This window comes from Flavobacterium sp. ACN2 (genome assembly GCF_002303885.1).
Lineage (GTDB): Bacteria > Bacteroidota > Bacteroidia > Flavobacteriales > Flavobacteriaceae > Flavobacterium.
In genome coordinates this window covers 228,946-251,004 of the sequence record NZ_MRCM01000004.1, presented here as the reverse complement: position 1 = coordinate 251,004, position 22,059 = coordinate 228,946, and the positions used below count along the sequence as shown (strand labels likewise).

Here is a 22,059-nt window from a genome sequence, read left to right as displayed (position 1 = left end):
TGAAAGGACTTTCACTCGCTCAGTTTGACAAACTTAAAAAGAACATTAATTCTTAGATATATGAAAACACTTAAGTTAATTCCGTTTTTGTTACTGCTGATACTTACTTCTTGCAGTACTGTGACTGTTTATTCTGATTATGACAAAACTGTCGATTTTGCGCCGTATAAAACATACGCTTACTTTAAGCCCGGAATTGACAAGGTTGAAATATCAGACTTAGACAAAAGAAGAATTTTACGCGCTATTGATGATCAAATGCAAGCTAAAGGATTTACAAAAAGTGACAATCCTGATTTACTGATCAATATTTTTACAAAATCCAGAGAGCAAGTAGATGTAAACCAATTTAGTGCTGGCTGGGGTTACGGCTGGGGCTGGGGTTGGAATCCTTATATGATGTATGGTGGTAACCAGACTACCGTGTCTACTTCTACTGAAGGGACTTTATACATTGATTTGATCGATGCTAAAAAGAAAGAAATGATCTGGCAAGGTGAAGGTGTTGGAACTTTGACAAGAAACATCGATAAAAAAGATGAGAAAATTGCTGAGTTTGTAGGCAAAATTTTAGCTCAATATCCGCCAGTTAAAAAGTAATTTTCAGTCGCAGTTGGTAGTTCTCAGCTTTTATAAAACTTTAAATAGTTGTGAACTTTCCAGAAATAATTAATACATTTGCTACTCAATCAGCTAAAAAAATGAAAAACTTTAACAACATTATTATCGCTATTATTAGCATTATTGCAATTCAGCAGTAATGGCGAGGTGTTATATAAGTTTGTAAAATATAATTTATAGAAACCTCCCAATTGGGAGGTTTTTTTATTTTAAAAATAATTTTAAACAGCCACGAATTCACGAATTTATATGTTCAAAGATTATCAAAAATAATTCGTGAATTCGTGGCAAAAAAACAAATTCTCATGAGTTTATTTAACGAAGTACTTAATGCCCAAAAGCAGCTTGAAAATGTAGTTGCCGCAACGCCTCTAACCCAAAATTTGAATCTTTCAGACGAATTTGAATCTACTATTTTATTAAAAAGAGAAGATTTGCAAATTGTTCGTTCGTATAAAATTCGGGGTGCTTACAATAAGATTTCTTCGTTAAATGAAAAAGAAAAAGCAAACGGAATTGTTTGTGCCAGCGCAGGAAATCATGCTCAAGGTGTTGCCTATTCTTGCAATCTTTTAAAGATTCAAGGCAAAATTTATATGCCCAAAACAACTCCGAAACAAAAAGTAAAACAAGTTCAGTTATTCGGAAAATCGTTTGTAGAAATTGTTTTAACTGGAGATACTTTTGATGACGCTTATGCTTCTGCAACTGCTGATGCTATCAAAAATCATAAAACATTTATCCACCCTTTTGATGATGAAAAAGTAATTGCTGGACAAGGAACTGTTGGGTTAGAAATCTTAGAAAGTTGTAAAGAACCTATCGATTATGTTTTTGTTCCAATCGGAGGCGGCGGATTGGCTTCGGGCTTGTCTGAGGTTTTTAAGCATTTAAGTCCGCATACCAAAATAATTGGAGTTGAACCAAAAGGCGCTCCTTCGATGAAAACTTCGATTGAAGAAAACAAAAATACGGCACTAAAAACAATTGACAAATTTGTAGATGGAGCTGCTGTAAAACAAGTTGGAGATAAAACTTTTGAAATCTGCCGTTATAATCTGGAAGATATAATTTTGGTTCCCGAAGGAAAAGTCTGCACTACAATTTTAAGATTGTATAATGAAGAAGCAATGGTTGTTGAACCAGCAGGAGCATTAACAATTGCAGCTTTAGATTTTTATGCAGCTAAAATTAAAGGAAAAAATGTAGTTTGTATTGTAAGCGGAAGCAATAATGACATTGAAAGAACTGCCGAAATAAAAGAGCGCTCTCTACTTTATGAAGGTTTGATGCATTATTTTATGATTCAGTTTCCACAGCGTCCGGGAGCTTTAAAAGAATTTGTCAATAATATTTTAGGGCCTGATGACGACATCACGTATTTTCAGTTTGCTAAGAAAAACAGTCGAGAAGTTGGTTCTGTTGTCGTTGGTTTAGAATTGAAAAACAAAAATGACATTATGCCTATTAAAATAAAAATGACCGAAAATGGTTTTGAGTTTCAATACCTGAATGATAATCAAGATCTGTTTACACAGTTGATCGGATAAATAAAAAACAAAGGCTGTCAGATGGGATGACAGCCTTTTCACATTCAATACAAATTACTAATTGAATTGTGGATTGTAAATTATTGCTTCAAGATTTTTTTCGAATAAGAGCCTTTATTGTCGCTCACTTTTACCACGTAAACTCCTTTTGGTAATCGAGAAATTTCAATTTCAGCTTGATTTCCTTTTATAAATTTTACATTTTTCTTTAAAACAGGTTGCCCAGTGATATTGAAAATCTGTACATCTGCATCTCCCTCATGATTCGTATCGATTTTTAAAGAATCATCTGTTTCATCGACAAAAATCATCATATCATTTGAACTTGTATTTTCAACAGCTGGTTGAGCTAAAGCGCTTTTTGCCGTAGAAGATTCAACCTGCACCAACTGCCACTGCTGATTTAGACCTCCGGTATAAGCCCAAACTTGAATATTAGCGCCATTTGCTGTCGAAACATTTTCTACATCAAGCGATTTACCGCTGTTTACGTTTATAATTTTGTAATATCCTGTTCCAAGATTGGTTACCGTCCATTTGAATTCATTTGAAGATGAAAAAGTTTTCTGCTGTACTTTTAATCCATCTCCGGTTCCGTTATTTTCAACCGCCAAATACATTCCGGTCGATTTTACGATGATGTAATAATTACCGCTTCCGTCAGAAACAAACTTCCAGCGTTGGTTACTCCCTCCTCCATTTGTAATATCATATTGTTGAATTCTGCTTCCGCTTGTTGTAGCATTATCTGCAACATCTAAACCTTTATTACTGTTTCTTGAAATAATGTTATAATATCCCGGAAAACCTGTTGAACCAGCTGTTACAGTAATTGCACTAGTTGCGGTTTTTGCTCCGTCAACCGTAGTCGCTGTAATAGTGGCATTTCCTGCAGCGATGGCAGCAACCAATCCGTTTGAGTTTACTGTTGCAACAGATGTATTGCTAGAGCTCCAATTAACTGCTGTATTGGTAGCATTGCTTGGAGAAACTGTCGCTGTCAATTGCTGTGACTGACCCGCTGTAAGTGTTGCGGAAGTCGGACTTACACCAACTCCTGTAACCGCAACTGGATTTGATGCTCCCCAAGTAAAAGTAACTGCAGAAGAAGCGGGAACTGCATAATTAAATGCTGACGATCCTGAAACTACTTTTATCGTATTTGATGATCCTCCTGAATTATAAATTACTAGTGCGGTTGAACCATCAGGATTTTTAAATGCAACTGAAGAAATAGTGCCACTTGTGCTTGAAGAACCAATTCGCACAGCACCTGGTTTAACATATTTAGAAATTTGACCAATAATATAATAGGCTACATTTTTAGTGTAGCTTGTACTATTATTAACTGTAATCGCACCTAAACAAGTGGTACACCCACCTGGAGTACGCGGACCATAGCTTGGATTATTAGCAGCATTCCATTCTAAAACTGTTTTCGACCAGTTTGTTGTACTTCCAATTACAACATTTTGCATATGCCAGCCAAAATCACCGCTAAAACTTCCGCCTGCACCAGTGTATTGTTCTGTAAAATAAACATTTTTGTTGGTTTGATTTTTTACAGTCGACATTGCTGCAATATTTCCTAAATACAAGTGAAATGCTGCTCCGTCAACATAAGAACTATTATTTAAAACATCAATCGGGTAAGCTGTATTATCGCAATTGTGGTCAAAAGCAATAATTTTGATGTTGCCATAACCTGCTGCTGCCATTTGAGGCCCAAGCTGTTGATTGATAAAATTCTTTTGTTCTGTAGAATTCATCAGCATGCTTGGTTCGTTGTTTGGATTTTCCGGTTCATTTTGCGGTGTAATTCCCCAAATATTAATACCTTGTGCTTTCATAGCATCAAAATATTTTACGAAGTATTTCGCATACGCCGCATAATATTGTGTTTGCAACGAACCTCCAACCCAAGAACCATTGGTTTTCATCCATCGTGGTGCCGACCAAGGGGTTGCTAAGATTTTGATGTTAGGATTAATCAGTAAGATTTTTTTAATGATCGGAACTAAATAAGTTAAATCTGGTCCGTTCAAACTGAAATTGTTCATATTTGTATCGCCTGAAGTTTCGTTGTAACTGTAAGAAGAACTGCTTAAATCTGAAGCGGCAATACTGATACGCACTACACTTGCATTTAATCCTGTTGTTGGATTATACAAATCATTCAACAATTGATTTTGCTGAGTGGTAGCCATTCCAGCAATAACTTCGCAGCTTCCTTCGGTAAGGGTATAACCAAACCCATCCATGGTTTGATACGTTGTTCCTGCATTTACAGTTACCGTAGAAGGATTGATTCCTGAATTGGTTCCAAAACTTACTGTTGCCTGCTGTTGTAATAGTTTCGTTTGATCTCCTGTGGTCATCCACGGAGTTACCGTCTGAGCATTTAAGCTGTTCATGAATAAAAGCGTACCGCAACATAATAGTTTCAACGCTTTACTTACCCGAATTGTAGGTGTTTGAGTAGTTTTGTGCATTCTTTTGTGGTTTTGGTTTGATAATTAGTTTTTTCTTATTTATTCAGTTTTATTTTACTAAAACAGCACAATATTATGAGTATTTTTGCAATATTGTTATTTTTAATACTTTACAAATACACATCAAATTAAAAAAACTGATATAACAAAAACGCATCTAATCGTTTTTCAAAACACTGAAAAACAATATTTTAAAAAATTAAAAATCATAAAAAACTTACCTATTAAAATCGAAATAACTCATCATAAAATAAAAAATCTATACAATTCCTTACAAAATGCCATTTTACGAGCAAATAAAGGGCATATGCCAATTATCAGGGACATAAAAGAAAGATATATTGTATTTTTGTAGTTTACTTAAAATACAATAAAATGACAGCTTTAAAAGATATTTCGACAATAGAAGACATTCAGCAAATGGTTAATAGCTTTTATGCAAATGTTAGAAAGGACGATTTAATCGGGCCGATATTTAATGATAAACTACAAGATCGCTGGGAACCTCATCTTCAAAAAATGTACAACTTTTGGCAGACAATTCTGTTTGATGTTCGTGCTTACTCTGGAACACCTTTTCCTCCTCATAAACAATTACCAGTAGACAAAACGCACTTTGACCGTTGGATCGATATTTTTAATTCGACAATCGATTCGCAATTTGCAGGACCAATAACCGAAGAAGCCAAAATGCGCGCTACTAATATGGCTTTTATGTTTAGCCATAAAATTGAGTATTTTAGAAATGTAGAAAATGAAATGAGAAATGCAATAAAAAAATCTTAAAAAAATTCCTTCAATTAAAAAGCAGAACTTTATATTTGATAAAATGAATTAAACCCAAATCTACATTCTTTTATTTATGAAAAAAGTTATTTTCTTTATTGCAATCTGTTTCTCATTTTTAAACCAATTATCAGCACAAACACCAGCTTCTAATTTATACAAAGGAACTGTCGACGGAAAAACCCCGATTACACTTTACATTCAGACATCAGAAAATCAATGCAATGCCGATTTAAGCTATGCGGCAATGTATCGTTACAATAAATCAAAAAATTGGATTCAAATTTATCCTACTCAAAACAAAAAGAAAGAAAATGAGTTTGTTATGGTTGAACACAATTTCAGTGGTGTTTTAATTTTACAGAAAAGCGGAAATACTTTCACTGGTTTATGGATTAGCCCTGATGCTAAAAAACAATTGAAAGTAGAGGTAAAAGAAACTCCAATGACCAAAAAAGAGATTGAAAACTATCAACAAACGATGGAAAGAGTAAGTTTTGATAATAACGACTGCTAAAATCGCATTTATTTCAGCTCTTTAAAAATCTACAAAAATGCAATAAAAGTCAATTTCGAATAAAAATTTTGCGATGGATGATAAAAAATCGAGTCTTAAATTCGTAATTTTACATTTTAATCTACAACGTTTTCGAAATGAATCCAAATATTGAAACCAATCCGTTATTAGAGAGATTGCCGAAGCATTTACAGCAATTTATCAAACCTCAAGATTATAGTGACTACACTCCTATCAATCAAGCGGTTTGGCGATATGTTATGCGCAAAAATGTAGATTATCTTTCTAAAGTGGCGCATCATTCTTATCTAGAAGGTTTACGTAAAACAGGAATCGAAATTGATTCTATTCCGAGCATGTACGGCATGAACCGAATTCTAAGTGAAATTGGGTGGGCTGCGGTTGCAGTTGATGGCTTTATTCCGCCAAATGCTTTTATGGAATTTCAAGCCTATAACGTTTTGGTTATTGCTTCAGACATTAGACAATTAGAACATATTGAATATACTCCTGCTCCAGACATCATTCACGAAGGTGCTGGTCACGCTCCTATTATTGCCAATCCAGAATATGCGGAATATTTGAGACGTTTTGGCGAAATTGGCTGTAAAGCGATTTCTTCTCATAAAGATTATCAAATGTATGAAGCGATTCGTCTGCTTTCTATTTTAAAAGAAGCAGAAGATACGCCACAAGAAAAAATCGATGAAGCCGAAAAAGCGGTTGCCGATTTGCAAAACAACATGGGCGAATTATCTGAAATGGCTCAAATTCGAAACCTACACTGGTGGACCGTTGAATACGGTTTGATTGGAACGGTTGAAAATCCAAAAATTTATGGCGCAGGATTACTTTCTTCTATTGGAGAAAGCGCTTGGTGTATGACAGATAATGTGAAGAAAATCCCTTATGATATTTCTGCTGCCAATCAGAATTTTGATATTACACAATTGCAACCTCAGCTATATGTAACTCCAAATTTTTCTTATTTGAGTTTGATTTTGGAAGAATTTGCTAATAAAATGGCTTTACGAACTGGAGGTTTATCTGGTATTCAGAAACTGATTCAATCGAATGCTTTAGGAACAATCGAATTAAGTACAGGTTTACAAATTTCTGGAGTTTTTACCAATGTAATTGAAGAAGAAGGAAAACCTGTATACATCCAAACAACTGGAAAAACAGCTCTTTCTTACCGCGAAAAAGAATTAGTTGGTCATGGAACTTTAACGCATCCTCATGGATTTGGAAGTCCGATCGGGAAACTGAAAGGCTTTAATCTGGCGATTGAAGATATGAGTCCGAAGGATTTACAGGCTTACAGTATTGTAGAAAACGAAACTGTAAAACTGGAATTTGAAGGCAATATTATTGTGGAGGGCGAAATTATTACGGGTTCTAGAAACTTACATGGAGAAATCATTCTGATCAGTTTTAAAAATTGTACCGTTACTCACGGAGAAACTATTTTGTTTCAACCTGAATGGGGCAATTACGATATGGCAATTGGTAAAAAAGTGATTTCTGCATTCTCTGGCCCAGCCGATGTGAATAGTTTTGATTTAATTAATATTGTTCCTTCAACAAAAACGATTAAAGCGAAACATACTGACGAGCGTGATGAATTGGAAGTTTTATATGCTACAGTTAGAAACATAAGAAATAATAAAGACTCTAAATCGGAATTGAAATCGGTCTTTGAAAAAGTCAAAAGCAATCATTCAAATGACTGGCTGTTAAATATTGAAATTGCCGAGCTTTTGAAAGATTCAGATGAGAAACAGCTTTTGCAAGAAGTTTTGGTATATCTGGATCAATTGAAAGAAAGACGTCCCGAAATTGCGCATTTAATTTCTGGTGGATTGGATTTGATTTTTGATCGTTCTATTGCTTGATTTGCTAGAAAGGCACTAAGGCGCGAAGGTTTTTATTAAGTAAATAACATAATATTTGTCATTTCGACGAAGGAGAAATCTCCGCAAGTAACTCAGCAACGAAAAACCAATCTTTGTCGAGCTTCTCGTGGAGATTTCTCCTTCGTCGAAATGGCAAGATTCCTGAAAGTCTGTGTATGAAAACTATCCAAGAATTTGGTATTAAATCATTTTAATCCTTTAATCTGTGGCAAAAATTCTTTGCGACTCTGCGTCTTTGCGAGATTCTTTTTTACAACTTTACAACTTCAAATCCTGAGTCAGCTCCGTTTCAGACTCGATAGTTTTTCCGTTGTATTCTAGTTTCCAGCCCATTGAATTGGTCATGATTAAAATCTTAGACAATTCGCTTATTAATCGGTTTTGGGCGTTGGTTTTTAGGGTAGATTTTTCGATTTTCTTAGCCAGATTGACTTTTACCGATTTGTTGATTTTATTGTAATCGTCGCCTGTAAAAGGATTCAGTTTACTTTGTTCGACATCATAAAACTGAATATCTGGGTTTATGGTAATTTCTTCTTTTGGAATATTTAAAATCGTAATGGTTTTGTTTTTCTCATCAATATCATATTTCATCTGATGCAGATCGTAAGCAACCGTCACATTTGCATTGACCACAATAAGCGCTTTTTTCTCAAAAGAAATCATGTCCATCAAATATTTCTGCTGATTTTTATAGGTAATGACTTCTGAAAAATGCCCTTCGGTTACCACCAATTTCCCAACGTTAAGAATCTGCTGCTGAATTAGATTGGTATTGTACTGAATATCTGAATCGTCTTCTTTTTTGAACTGGCAATATTTAAACCCCAGAACAATTATTAAAACAATAACACCAACACCTATAATTCTTTTAATCAAGTTTTGCATTCTTCTAAAATATTTTAGACCAATTTACTCCTTTTTTTAGTTTTTTTTGCCATGAAATTATTTCTTTTTCTGCCACGAATTCACGAATTTTCGCTAATGTCATTATCTATAAATTTTTTCCATTTCACAAATTTAATTTGTGAAATTCAATTATAAGTATCCGCATAGATTAGCGAAAATTCGTGAATTCGTGGCGAAAAAAATGGCAAAAAAACTTAGAAAGGATATCCAATAGCGATATTCAAAATCAGGTTATCTTTTCTCCACGAACTGCTTCCAAAATTAATATCATCAATTACCCATCTTTGTCCGTCTGGCAAGGCAGGATTTCGAAGCGGAATGGCCAAATCTGTTCTTAAAACTAAAAACGATAAATCGAAACGTAAACCTGCTCCTGCTCCAATTGCAATTTCTTTCATAAAATCTTTTGAGATTTCTGCACCAGCTTTGTTCGGGTCAGCATGCAGCAACCAAATGTTTCCAGCATCTAAAAACACTGCACCTCTAACAATACTGAAAAGCTTTGCACGATATTCGGTATTAAATTCCAACTTCAAATCGGCTGATTGATCTGGCGTATAATTATCATTTGTTTCTGGTGGAATAACATAACTTCCCGGCCCTAAAGTTCGTGCCCTAAAAGCTCGAATACTATTAGTTCCTCCTACAACAAACTGTTTGGATGCTGGAAGCGTATTCGAATTCCCGTAGGCAAATCCAGCTCCAACAATTAATCTGCTGGCTAATTCGCTTTCTTTTCCGAGTTTTAAATAATGCCTAAAATCGGATCTGATTTTTACATATTGGCTAAATGGAACATCAAAAATGGTTTTAACCTTATTTGGATAGTCTGCCCCTGTAATCAATCCAGTAAGATTTCCCGCCAAATCCAATTCGCCATTAAAATAGATCGTATTTTTTCGGCGCTTCTGCATCGTATTGGTATAGGTATAATTGTAAGTTGGACCAAAAATCAGCTGCTTTTCGATTACTTTTCCTAATGCTGGATCAGTTTTAATGTCTTCCAAATACTCTGGCGTAACATGATTCGGACTCACATAAGTCACATCTACGATATTTAACTGATGTTCTTTACGAAGGTTTTCTTTCCACAAATATCCAAATGAGGTATTAAAAGAATTCAAGGCATACAACTGCGTTCGCTTTTGATATTCGTAACGAATAGTTGCTTTAGTCCTCGGTACATATTCGCTATTGCCTTCAATATTAAAAGGAGTAATAAATCTAGGCCAGGTCAAGCTGACTTCGCCTCCAAGCTTATAAATATTTTTCCCTTTATTTACACCTCCAAGCTGAAAATCGGCACCACCAAAAATTGAAGCGGTAAACAATTCTGCACCACGCAAAAAGTTTCTGTTGTTCCAGTTTAAATTTAATTCGGTACCGGTATAACTTGCTGAATTGGTTTTCCCGATAACTTCAACACGAATAAACTTTTTAGGCAAAAGTGTTAGGTAATAATACGAATCTAAAGCATTGTCTATACTGTCTGAAGGCTTAAATTCATTTTTGACAAAACTGAAAGTTCCTAAATTCACAAAACGATTCAAAGTCAAATTATGATCGGTTCGGTTGTATAAATCCCCTTTTTTGAAATAGATTGTTCTGTCGTAAACTCTTGGCTTAAACGTTTCTGCCGTATCAATAATGGTAAAATCTTTGTACTGCGTAATATTCTTTTTTCTGTAAACCATGCTGTCGTTTCCCAGAGAATAATTGGGATAAACAAAAATGTTATTTATGGTATAAGCTCTTAATGCTTTTACAGGAGTTTCATCTTTAATAACCAATCTAATTTTTACTTCATGATCGCCTTTACTGCTGTCTACTTTCGCCAGAAGATAATCTGGATTAAAATAGTAATACCCTTTTTCTTTCAGTCTGGCATCAATACGTTCCCGTTCTGCTTTTATAACATCCAAATCATACGGCTTGCCCACTTTGAGCAAACTGCGTCTACTTGATCTTGCAATTATTTTTGACATCTTTAAAGAGTCATCTGGAAATGTGACGCTTTTAATAATATATTGCTTTTTTGGAACCACAGTATATTCTGCCGTTACTCTCTTGTTACTTACAGTAGAATCGGCGCTGACACGAGTTTTAAAATAACCTCTATTTTCAGTAAAATTTCGCAGCACTGAAGCATTATAATCTAAATCGACTTTACTAAAAAGCACTGGCTCTTCTCCAACTTTGTTGCGAAGCCAATATCTAAATCCTTTATCTTTTTTGGGTTCCCCAGCAATATTATAAAACCATAATTTTGGACGTAACCCTAAAAACGTTTTATTTGGTTTTGGACGAAGAAGACCTTCCAACTCGGTTTGTAGCGCTTTTCTATCTTTCTTTTTCATGATAGAATCTTTCACTTTCACCGAACCGCCTGTATAAAGCAAGTCCCCTTCTGGAAGATATTTTGTATTACTGCATCCTAAAGCAAAAAATAAGGAAAGCAGCGCGATATACTTTAAATATATATTTCTATGATTAAGTCTTTTGCTCATTTCCTTCAATTGTTTTTTCGTCTTCGTTCTCTTGCAATTTTTCCTTTTCCTTCTGCTCTTTCTTTTTTTGTTTCTCTTTTTCCTTGCGGATTTTTTCTTCTCGAATTAATTCTTTTTCTTTTTCAGTACGATGGAAAAGTTCTCTAAATTTATTGTAACTCATCGTGATAATAAAAGCAACACCTGTTTCTACAACCTGCCCTTCGACTGCCACTTGATATTGATTTTTTCTGTAGGCACGAACCATATAACGGCCGTCTTTTGTCAATTGATAATCTAAAGCGACATCACCAGCAATATTGGTGCTTTCTTCATTGGCGCGCTCTGCACCCTCTACTCCAAAACTGCTTCCAACCGTTACTTTTAATCTGTCATCCAACAGTTTTTTAGAAACCTCCACATTCAAATCGGTTCTATTTTGCATCGTCCCAGACGTGTAATCTTCAGACGATTCTAAATCGAAATTGACTTCAACTCCTGTGATTAATTCTCCTGCCAGATTATTCAATTGTTGCGAAAGTATTTTACTTACACTTTGTCTTGCCATTGTTTCAGCGCTTACACCACCACTTTGACTCGCAAACGGATTTTCGCCTACAAAACGATTTAATAATAAAAGGGCAAAAACCTGTTTGTTCAATTCTGCAGGATCTTGTTCTAATTGTTTTAATTTACTTTGCGTCGTTGTAACAACATCTGTAGAAACATTATAATTTCCTTCTGGCAATACAATTCCAAATGAAATTTCAGGTTTCATCAATTCTCCATTCATTTTCAATAAAGTCTGAAATGGAAGCTTTTGTTTATAAGTATTTTGAACAGCCGGTTCCAATCCCGCCAACTGATTTCCGAGCAAATCAATTGGTGCTGCATTTACATTGTAAATTGCTGTAATATTGACGTTTGCCATTGTGGGTTCGCCATTCCAGGTAATGTAACTTCCTTTCTGAATATCAAATTTCCTTTTAATTCCATTAAAATTCATTTCATAAGCCCCATCCGAAAACTCGTATTTCCCTGTTAGAGTTGTTTTTCCAGATTGATCAATTCCTCCAACTAATTCCGCTTCTCCTTTCAAGTTCAGATAATCTCCGTTTGCTTTATCAATCAGCAACGTTAATTCGGCTTCTTTATCAATTGTAATAGCAACATTCACATCCATTCCTTTCAGTTCCGATTGATCTAATTTATTTTGAAGATCAACTGTTTGTTTGAGGTACATATTGTCTTCATCAACAAACTCTACAATTCCCTCACGATCTGCAATAGAAGGATCTGATTGTGGCATCACCACCGTAAACTTGGTTTCTTTATTGATTTTTAGCGTTCCATCAACAACCGGACTATCCAAGTTTCCTTTTATATTCAATTTGGTATCTAAGAATAAATCTCCATAGAACAAATCGTTGTCTTTTGCTTTTGAATGAATGGCTCTAAAATCGTCTGCTTCAACTAGCAAATTGAAATTGTATTTCACAAAGTCTGGAGACTGAATGGTTCCGTTTACGTACAATTCGTTGTCATTCTCATCAAAAAGAGAGAATTTATCAAATGAGATCGTTTCATTGCTAAAAGTGATTTTCTCATTTTTAGTTTTAAAGTACGAATTGAGCTGTGTTACCCTAAAACCAGCATCATTAAAATTCAATTCTCCATTAATTTTTGGAGCAGAAGTGTTTCCTGTAAGCTTAAAATTCCCTGATAAAAAGCCTTGTCCTTCAGTAATATTACCCATGCTAAAACCTTGGATGCTTTTGATGTTTAACTTATTAATAGCCACATCAAAATCAAAATTCCCAGTATCCATCAAATAATCTCCTGTTAGCTTCAAATCATTTCCTTCGTCACTTAAAGCTACATTTGCAGCAAGCGTATTTGCTGTTTTATTGTCAACTTTTATTTCTAAGTCACCGACTTTTGAACCTTTAAAAGTAAAATCATCAATTTTTAAGTCAGAAGTAAAAGTCGGGTTTGTCATCACATTTTCAACCAATGCATTTCCGTTTATCAACCCTTGCATAAGCAATTCGTCTTTTTTAACCATATTCATAATGGTTTCTATTTTGAAATTAACAAAATCGACTTGCAACGGCGCATTGTCCTGTGTTCCTTGCGATTGAATTTTTAACTCATTTCCGTTATTATTCAAATTGAATTTATCGACATAAAGTCTTTTTTCTCCAAACTCAATCTTGTTTTCTGGATCTACATTCCATTTATCATAATTTAAAATAAAGTTTTCAGCATCCAGTTTTACAATGTTTTTTGAATCTTCAGCCTTAAATTCACCTGCTATAAAATATTGCTGTTTCTCTTTGGCATCTTTTACTTCAAGAGCATAAGTCAAAATATTATTCTGCACATTTCCTGATAAACTTGTAAACGGAATTTTAAGCGAACCGCTTTCAATTGTTGCCACAGAAATCGAGTACTCTAAAGCATTTTCTTTGGCTTCGATGTTTATTTTCCCGTCCGAAATGGTATTGCCTCCATAAACAATTCTTGGAATGGTTCCTTTTACAGTCAAAGAATCTGTCTGATTATTATAATTTCCTGTTATGCTAAAAGGTTCTAAGCCTGTTAATTTTGGCAATAATTTTAAAAGCACAGGATCATTGTCGACTTTCAAAGTAAAGGCTAATCTCTGTTCATCTGATTCTGCATTAACCTTTGGATTTTTTAGATCAATATATTTTGATAATGATTTTTGAATCGAATTTGCCAGTGTCGTGAGTTTGTATTTTCCTGTTACTTCGGCTTTTAAAAATTGAGACGAAATTTTAATCGAATTGCTGTCTTTGTCTGCAAAAGCCAAAAGACGAATTGAATCTAAAACAATCGGTTCGGCATCTTGCAAAATCTGAATGTTCGAAAGAAATACTTTTCCGTTCAGAAAATCTGGATTGCTATTGGTTATATCGGCATCGACATTTCCGCGAAGTTTCATTGGTCCTGCATGCAGATTTAGTTTTTCTAAATCGGCAATATCCAAATTTAGTTTCAGTTTTACGGTTGGATATTTCTCTTTTGTATCGCCTGAAGCTGTTAAATTGAAATTCAAATTAGGATCTTCCATTCCTGATTTTACCGCAAAAGAACCGTTTTCGATATTTCCTTTCAGCGTTAAATCTTTATAGGTATATTTATTAAAAATCGCTTTCTGAACAATTCCGTCAACAAAAGCATTTGCCGTTTTCGGATCTAAACCGTTTCCTTTTACTTTCGCTTTAAGCGTAATTTTTCCGATGGAGTCGTTTTTAATTAATCGCCCCAAATCGAATTCCTGCAGAGAAACGTTTGCATCATATTTTTCTCTTTTCTTAATGCGCTGATCGAATAACGCATCAACTTTTGCATTTCCAAAACTGCTGTTTAAAGCCAGATTCGTTTTAAAATTTTGAACTGAACCTTTAAATTTTCCTTGCAAACTTAACTGTGACGGAAGTTGAATATTTTTCGGAATTGTTCCCGCAGGCACAAACAGGTTAATGTCTTTTGAAGTACTCGAAATCTTCTTGATATTTAAATCATAATACGCTTTTTGAGCATCCGGAAGCCCAGCGATTTTCCCAGAAAGCGAAACTTTTGTCGTTCCTATTCCGCTCATTTCAAATTTCGAAATAGTCAAATCTTTTACTTTTCCGCTCACGCGACTGTCTACATACAAAATCGCATTTGGATTGCTTTTAAACGGATTTGTTTTCTGCAAATCTGGAACAAACAAGAGAATGTCTTTAAAACCAATTTTTGATTGTTTTAAATTAGCATCAATTGCCAGATTTCCTAAATCTTTCTGAAGCGATTCAAGTGATTTATATTGCGCCTTAACTTTATCTTGAACAAGAGTTTGTGGCGTTTTTAAATATAAATTCTCTAAAGAAGCATTTTTTGGACCGTAAAAGAAATCGGTTTTGAAAGCCTGAATCTGCAAACCGCTTTTTTCGTTAACAGTCAATGTTTTAATATTTCCAGAAATGGTATCATTTCCATAATATAATTTCTCGGCTTTAAAATTAAATCTACTCAAATCAAGATGCGCATAATCCAATCCTTTTGTTTTCGGTTTGGACTGCATATCATCAAATTTAAAAGCAATGTTTTCTAGATTGGTTTCGTTCAATTTTACTTTCCAGCCTACTTGCTTTATGGCTGTGGTATCTAAGTTGGGTGCGTCAATTTGCTTGTCTTTTGCTCCCAATCGCAGATTTCCGCTTAGATTTTTTACTTCGAAAGTATCAAAATCCAAAAGCTGTTTGTTCAGGTCAATTTCGTTTACAGCTAAATTTAAGTTGCCTAAACGAATGCCAGAATTGAGTTTTGAATCTTTATTATCGTATAAAATATCGATTTTAGACAACGCTATTTTATCTAATGCCAATTTAAAGTCTGGACGCTTCGAAATTGTATCAACCGTTTTTACTGAAACTTCAGCAATTTTCTCGACTACATCCTGATCTAAAATCACCTTCAATCCGTTTAAATTGATTGTCGGAATATTAAAATCCATCTGATCCAAATCAAATTTTTTGAATTTGGTATCAAAATGAGTCAGGTTTACACGAATGTCATTTTTAGCGAAATCATCCTTAAAGTTAAATTTAACTTGATCGAGGTTTACTTTTACAACCGAAATTTTAAAGGGCTTGGCATTAGGATCTTCAACCTTTGGTTCTTTTGATTCGAATGCTTTGATGATATAATCGAAATTGAAGATGCCTTGTTTGTTTCTGGAAATATTAGCTTTTACATTTTCAAGCGAAACCGCATTGATTTCGAGTTCACTTTTAACAAGTTTAAAAAGGTCGACATCAACTTCTAATCGATTACCTACCAGCAAAGTATCTTTTTTTTGATCTTCAAAATAAAAACCTTCCAGAACTACGTCTTTTGGAAATTTTATCGAAATATGATCTAAGGAAACTTTAGTTTTTATCTTGCCCTGAAGATAGTTAATCGCTTTGTCCTTAACGAAATTTTGAACCGAAGGAACCTGAATTAGAATGATCAGAAGTAATAAAAGCGTAACTACAGAAACCACGCACCACATAAAGATACGAAGTGTTTTTTTAAGAAAATGAATGGATTTCTTATTCATACGTCAACAAAACACGATTAGATTAAAGTTGCAGTTTTATACGGGCATAATTACCCATTTTACAAAATTGTGAATTTTAATTCTTAACAATTTACACAATTATCTGCAATTATTCTAAAATTATATTGTTGAATGCCTAATTTCTTTTTTTTGAAGAAGTTGATTTATAAATGAAATTTATTATAAAAAAACACAACCAAACATTTCTAAGCCAACTTCTCACACTGAAAATAAATGATTTTTTTTATACCCTAAAAATCATCAGAGTACATTAATCATCAATAAGATTTACATAACTTTCTTCTTTTCCAAATTTGCTTTCGGTTAGTAGTGGATTTTGTGGATTTCCTTCATAAGCCCAGTCTCTCACGCCCAGTTCTTCAAAACGCTGTTTTATTTTTTCATTATAAAAAGCCGCAATTGTCCTAACTCTTCGCTGAATATCTGCACGAGCTGTGTTGTGTGTATTTGCAGCATTTTCATCAGCGTAAATAAACTGCAAATAGCCTATTTTTGGTATTCTCAATAGTTTGGTTGCTAAAAAGGTTCTTACCATTAATTCATAATCATCTGCAATAGATAATCTTCTGTTATGCCCTCCTATTTGATGATATACTGATTTTTTCCAAACCCGAATATGATTGGGTACTCCAACAATATGACGTATTGTTTTGGGGTTAATATTCATAGAAATGTAAACCTTCATTAATTTTCCCATCACAAATTGGGTTTCATACTTTCCGTATCCAAAAGCAAATCCGTCTGAATACGTCAATGAATTCCAGTTTTGATCGACCTCTGCGCAATCAGAATATACAAATCCAACTTCCGGATATTTTTTAAATGCTTCTACAAGATTAAATGCGCAATCTGGCAATAAATAATCATCATGATCCAATTCTGCTAAATAAGCGCCATTACACATACAGGCAGCACGGTATTTTACTTCACCAATCAATCCTCCAGATTTTCTCTTAAAGTCATATACTTTAATACGCGCATCATTTGCAGCCAATTCTTCGGCAATTTTTAAAGTTTTTCCATCATCATTAGAATCGTTAACTATGACCCATTCCCAATTAATATAGGTTTGATTTTTTACCGATTCATAAGTACGTAAAAGTGTTTCGCCTGTATTGTAAACTGGGGTAAAGAAGGAAATCAAATCATCAGTTTCATATGATAATATATAATTCATCGCACAACGATAAGCCATTTCACCAATTTCATCTGGTTTAGAATCAGGTAAATTCAGCCATCTTCTTCTTATATCTATTGGCAAAAGCATTAGATTAGGATAAACTTGGGAAGAGGCACCAGTAGTAATAATGCAGTCAGGATTGAATGAAACGATATGTTCATTAATATCTTTATCATCCTTTAAATACAAAACACTTAAATCATATGATTCATAATCAAAGAGTTGTGCTGTTTTTAATTCTGGCTCGTCTTTTCCAATATAAATAATACGGGGTAGTCCTAGTTTTGATTTTAAAGAATTCATTTCTAAATAATTAAGCTTTTTTTTTTTTATTTTTTTATCATTCAGTTTGAATTACATACCAAACATGATTTTTTAAATCTTTCACAAAAGCAAATATATAAAAATGTAAGAAAAAAGCCTATTTAAACTAATTTGAAATTAAAAAGTTATGTGCGAATATTTTTGCCCCATAATTTCTATTTGTCTATGAAGTTTAGCGAGGAATTTCTTATGTTGCTCAGATTCTGGATTAAAGCTTCTGTGGCGAAGACTTTTCTGAATTTCATCAACTTGCTGCATTGTTGTTAAACTTTCCGGAGAAATGTAATTTTCGCTGAAAAGCTTCCAGATATAATCGATCGCAATTTGGTTGGGATGCAACATATCTTCATTATAAAAACGATAATCGCGAAGTTCGTCCATCATAATTTCGTACGAGGGAAAGTATTCAGTGTTAAGTTTTAAGTGTTCAGTCTTCAATACAAAATGCAAAGCTGTAAATAAATGAGATTTGCTTAATTGATTTTCTACGAAACCATCTTTTATGTGTCGTACTGGAGAAATCGTAAAAATGAAATTGATGCTTGGATTTAAAGACTGAATTAAATCGATTGTATTTTGAATGTTTTTATGAATCACTTCAACCGATAATAATTCTTTCGAAAATTGTTTTTGAGGTACTTTGTGACAATTGGCAACAACTTCATCTTTTTCTAGATTTCTATAAATCCATGAAGTTCCAAAAGTGATAATAATATGAGTTGCTTCTTTTAATTGTTTATTCGTTTCTAAAATCGCTTTGTTTAAAGTTTCAAGCAATTCTTGCCGGTCGGCATTACTTAAATCAGAATGCACGTCAAAGGAATGCCAGCGTTCGTTATGAAAGAAAACATCTTTTTCTTCAAACCATTGTTCTTTACAAATGCGTTCAAATAATTTTTCTATAGAGACTGAATTAAATATAATTCCAAACGGATTAGTCTCATTCTGAAATTTAAAATAATCGAATTTCTCCGCCATATTCTCTGCAAAACAAGAACCAATAGAAAGTATTTTCGAATTATAATCGATTGGCGAATTACTTTTTGAAATTGGTATTTGTGTTCTGAATTGCATAATTTCTAAATTTAGACACGAATTTCACCAATTTTGACCAATAAAAAAAGCCAAATACAAAAAGTATTTGGCTGGTAAATTTAAAACATTTAAAAACTATTATGGTTCCTGCATAATCTAAAGTTATCCTTTTAAAATTAAGAAAGCCAGATACAAATGCTTCTGGCTTTAGTAATTTTAAAAAACTTCAAATATTAATAAAAATATTCAGTAGTTCCTAAACTATCAGATCCTGTATTAACTTCTTTAGTTGGGTATCCTTGATCATTATAGGTAAAAGTGCTGTTTGACCATAAATCACCATTTGCTGTATCTGTTAAAATATTGAATTTAACCCCATTTCCTTCTCCATCAACAAATGCGATTTTATCCATTCCTAAAATATTTTTAGTTGCATTGTTTTTATTATCATAAGTATATTTATGATTTGGTGAGTTAGTGCTTATAATTTCGCTTACTTCACCATTTACAAATTTAATTGTAGCTGTTCCTGAAGGAATAGTTTGGGAAACATCATCTCCAGAATATCCTTTCACTGAAATTGTACCATCTGTATTATACGTATAAACTTCCTTATATCCTCTTAATACTGCTTCTCCGTCCTCACTTTCATATTCAACTCTTACAAAATTTGATAGCTTTCCATCATTAGTGTATGTAAAAGTATTTACTTGTTCTGATTTTCCATTAGGAAGTTTGAAATCAATTTTTGTAATTAAATCTCCTGTATAAGTATAATGCAGATTGAAAAATCCAGTATCATCTGTTACACTTACTATTTTGTTACCGTCGTACTTATAATTAATGGTAGCTTTATCACCATCTGGATTTGTTATAACAGTTTTTTTAAGCAAAACAAGATCTGAAGAACTTGACGAATCATCGCTTGAACACGATGTTAAAACTAGTGCTAAAGCACCAAAAAGGCATAATAATTTTTTCATGTTGATTTGGTTAAAATTCTTATTAGTGCAAACCTAGTATAATCAAAAATCAAAACCTTACGGGATTCCTCATCGAAGCATATTTTACAATTAAAAATTATTACAACACTAATAACAAACAACATAAAGGATCACTTGGTAAGAAAACGTTCTAAAAGACTTGCATCTTAAAACACAATACCTCTTTTATGACTTCTATTGTTTTTGAGTAAAAAAAATTGAACCACATAAAAAAACTTTAAAAACTCCATCAGTAGATTCACCTGTAAAAAAATTACATTTTTAATAACAAAAATGAACTTCACAAACTAAAACAATTCCTTATTTTTGCATCTTCCATTTTTTTTAAAATCTTATATGAAATTATTATATACCTACATTATCAAACATAAAATGCTCCTGTTTTTTGCTTTGATAATGGCTACTATCAACATTTGTTTCAGTTTATCTGACTCTGTAATTACAGGAAAATTAATGCAGGACTGCGGTGTCGGTCTGGCAAAATACAAAGGAAATGAAATCGGATTTATAAAATCTTTAGCTTTTTGGCTTGGGCTTTCACTTGGTGCTGCCATGATTTCCAGAATTACCAAAAACTTTCAGGATTATTTTACCAATGTGGTAATTCAGAGAACCGGTGCGCAAATGTATACCGACGGAATCAAAAAGTCTCTAGATCTTCCTTACGCCGAATTTGAGGATCAACGAAGCGGTGAAACTTTAAGCAAATTGACAAAGGTTAGAATTGACTCTGAAAAACTAATTACACTTTCTATTTCTCTAATTTTCCAAACTATTATTGGTTTCATTTTCGTAATCGTTTATGTAGCCCGAATTGATATGAGAATTTCAATTATCTTTTTAATTACTGCTCCAATTATTGCTTTGGTAAGTTTGTATTTAGGAAAAAAGATCAAAATTGTTTCTCGAAAAATTGTCAATCAAACCAATGCATTGGCAGGTTCTACAACCGAAAGTTTACGAAATATCGAATTAGTAAAGAGTCTTGGCTTAACCTATCAGGAAGAAAAACGTTTAAACTTAAATACTTTTAAGATTCTTCAACTAGAGTTACAAAAAATAAGATTTATTAGAAGTTTAAGTTTTATTCAAGGAACAACTGTTCATTTCTTGAGAACTTGTGTTGTTTTTGCTTTGTATTATTTCTTATTTGGAGGAAAAATTATCGTTGGAGATTTATTGACAATGGTATTCTTCACCTTCTTTATTTTTGGCCCTTTGCAGGAGTTAGGAAACTTTATCATTGCTTTGAATGAAACAAAAGTTTCGATGGAGAATTTCAAAAACTTATTGAATGCCCCAAAAGAATTCCGCCCAAAAACTCCAATACACATTGGTGCAATTCAGAAGCTGCTTTTCGAAAATGTGAGTTTTCAGCATAAAACTGCCAAATTTAAAGCAGTTGAAAATATCAATTTCGAAATCAAACAAGGTCAGACCGTTGCTTTTGTAGGCCCATCGGGATCTGGAAAAACAACTTTAGTAAAATTATTAGTCGGATTGTATACTCCAGAAGAAGGTCAGGTTTTATATAATGATATTGATTCAACCGAAATTGATTTACTAGATTTAAGAAAACAGCTTGGTTTCGTAACTCAAGATGCACAATTATTCTCTGGAACAATTCGCGAGAATTTATTATTCGTTAAACCAAATGCAACCGACGAAGAATTATACGATGCTTTAAAACGCGCAAGCTGTGACAAACTTCTGAGACGCGCCGAAGATGGTTTAAATACTACAATCGGAGAAGGCGGAATTAAAGTTTCTGGTGGTGAAAAACAACGTCTATCTATTGCAAGAGCAATTTTAAGAAATCCGAATTTATTAATTTTTGATGAGGCGACTTCTGCTTTAGATTCAATTACCGAGGAAGAAATTAACGATACGATCCGAAATATCTCAGATAAAAATAGAATTACAGTTTTAATTGCACACCGTTTATCAACTGTAATGCACGCAGACAGGATTTTTGTTTTGGAACAAGGTAAAATTATTGAGCAAGGTAAACACGAAGATTTAATTGTGGAAAAAGGGCTTTATTATGCTATGTGGCGCCAGCAAATTGGCGAGAGAAAATAGTTGGTGGGTAAAGAATCTCG

The 22,059-nt window shown here is 33.5% G+C and carries 13 protein-coding genes; 6 read left to right on the top strand and 7 right to left on the bottom strand.

Annotated elements, in window-relative coordinates; translation table 11 throughout:
* The first annotated feature begins 60 nt into the window (after positions 1-60).
* Both BSF41_RS06655 and ilvA read left to right on the top strand, forming a co-directional pair.
* The gene (locus tag BSF41_RS06655; RefSeq protein ID WP_095928727.1) at positions 61-600 is read left to right on the top strand and encodes a DUF4136 domain-containing protein; all 540 of its coding nucleotides are present in this window, start codon (positions 61-63) and stop codon (positions 598-600) included.
* 326 nt (positions 601-926) lie between these two features.
* Positions 927-2,171 (top strand): threonine ammonia-lyase IlvA, encoded by a 1,245-nt coding sequence (gene ilvA / locus BSF41_RS06650; RefSeq protein ID WP_095928815.1) that lies wholly within the window; start codon positions 927-929, stop codon positions 2,169-2,171.
* An 80-nt stretch (positions 2,172-2,251) separates the two neighbouring features.
* On the opposite strand, the gene BSF41_RS06645 is transcribed toward ilvA, so the two are convergent.
* Complete coding sequence (locus BSF41_RS06645; RefSeq protein WP_095928726.1) at positions 2,252-4,663, bottom strand: RICIN domain-containing protein; 2,412 nt, start codon at positions 4,661-4,663, stop codon at positions 2,252-2,254.
* Between the two features lie 375 nt (positions 4,664-5,038).
* Here BSF41_RS06645 and BSF41_RS06640 point away from each other — a divergent pair, with 375 nt between their 5' ends.
* The 3 genes from BSF41_RS06640 to BSF41_RS06630 all read left to right on the top strand — a co-directional run bounded on the left by BSF41_RS06640 (position 5,039) and on the right by BSF41_RS06630 (position 7,861).
* The gene (locus BSF41_RS06640; RefSeq protein WP_095928725.1) at positions 5,039-5,449 is read left to right on the top strand and encodes a group III truncated hemoglobin; all 411 of its coding nucleotides are present in this window, start codon (positions 5,039-5,041) and stop codon (positions 5,447-5,449) included.
* 76 nt (positions 5,450-5,525) lie between these two features.
* Positions 5,526-5,966, top strand: a complete 441-nt coding sequence (locus BSF41_RS06635; protein WP_095928724.1) for a hypothetical protein — start codon at positions 5,526-5,528, stop codon at positions 5,964-5,966.
* A 137-nt stretch (positions 5,967-6,103) separates the two neighbouring features.
* Complete coding sequence (locus tag BSF41_RS06630; protein ID WP_095928723.1) at positions 6,104-7,861, top strand: aromatic amino acid hydroxylase; 1,758 nt, start codon at positions 6,104-6,106, stop codon at positions 7,859-7,861.
* Between the two features lie 279 nt (positions 7,862-8,140).
* Here BSF41_RS06630 and BSF41_RS06625 read toward each other — a convergent pair whose 3' ends face one another.
* The 6 genes from BSF41_RS06625 to BSF41_RS06600 all read right to left on the bottom strand — a co-directional run bounded on the left by BSF41_RS06625 (position 8,141) and on the right by BSF41_RS06600 (position 19,936).
* Positions 8,141-8,770 carry a DUF4230 domain-containing protein gene (locus BSF41_RS06625; RefSeq protein WP_172426858.1) on the bottom strand — a complete coding sequence of 210 codons (630 nt, stop codon included), beginning with the start codon at positions 8,768-8,770 and terminating at the stop codon, positions 8,141-8,143.
* A 215-nt stretch (positions 8,771-8,985) separates the two neighbouring features.
* Positions 8,986-11,298 carry a BamA/TamA family outer membrane protein gene (locus BSF41_RS06620; protein ID WP_095928722.1) on the bottom strand — a complete coding sequence of 771 codons (2,313 nt, stop codon included), beginning with the start codon at positions 11,296-11,298 and terminating at the stop codon, positions 8,986-8,988.
* Positions 11,282-16,393, bottom strand: a complete 5,112-nt coding sequence (locus BSF41_RS06615; protein WP_095928721.1) for a translocation/assembly module TamB — start codon at positions 16,391-16,393, stop codon at positions 11,282-11,284. The genes BSF41_RS06620 and BSF41_RS06615 overlap by 17 nt, the downstream gene beginning before the upstream one ends.
* 271 nt (positions 16,394-16,664) lie before the next feature.
* Complete coding sequence (locus tag BSF41_RS06610; RefSeq protein ID WP_095928720.1) at positions 16,665-17,897, bottom strand: glycosyltransferase; 1,233 nt, start codon at positions 17,895-17,897, stop codon at positions 16,665-16,667.
* Positions 17,898-18,035: 138 nt separating this feature from the next.
* On the bottom strand, positions 18,036-18,992 hold the full coding sequence (locus BSF41_RS06605; protein ID WP_095928719.1) for a GSCFA domain-containing protein: 957 nt from the start codon (positions 18,990-18,992) through the stop codon (positions 18,036-18,038).
* Between the two features lie 194 nt (positions 18,993-19,186).
* The gene (locus BSF41_RS06600) at positions 19,187-19,936 is read right to left on the bottom strand and encodes a hypothetical protein (protein WP_095928718.1); all 750 of its coding nucleotides are present in this window, start codon (positions 19,934-19,936) and stop codon (positions 19,187-19,189) included.
* A 357-nt stretch (positions 19,937-20,293) separates the two neighbouring features.
* Between BSF41_RS06600 and BSF41_RS06595 the strand changes: the two genes are divergently transcribed.
* Positions 20,294-22,039: an ABC transporter ATP-binding protein gene (locus BSF41_RS06595; RefSeq protein WP_095928717.1), complete on the top strand. Its 1,746-nt coding sequence runs from the start codon at positions 20,294-20,296 to the stop codon at positions 22,037-22,039.
* Positions 22,040-22,059 lie beyond the last annotated feature (20 nt).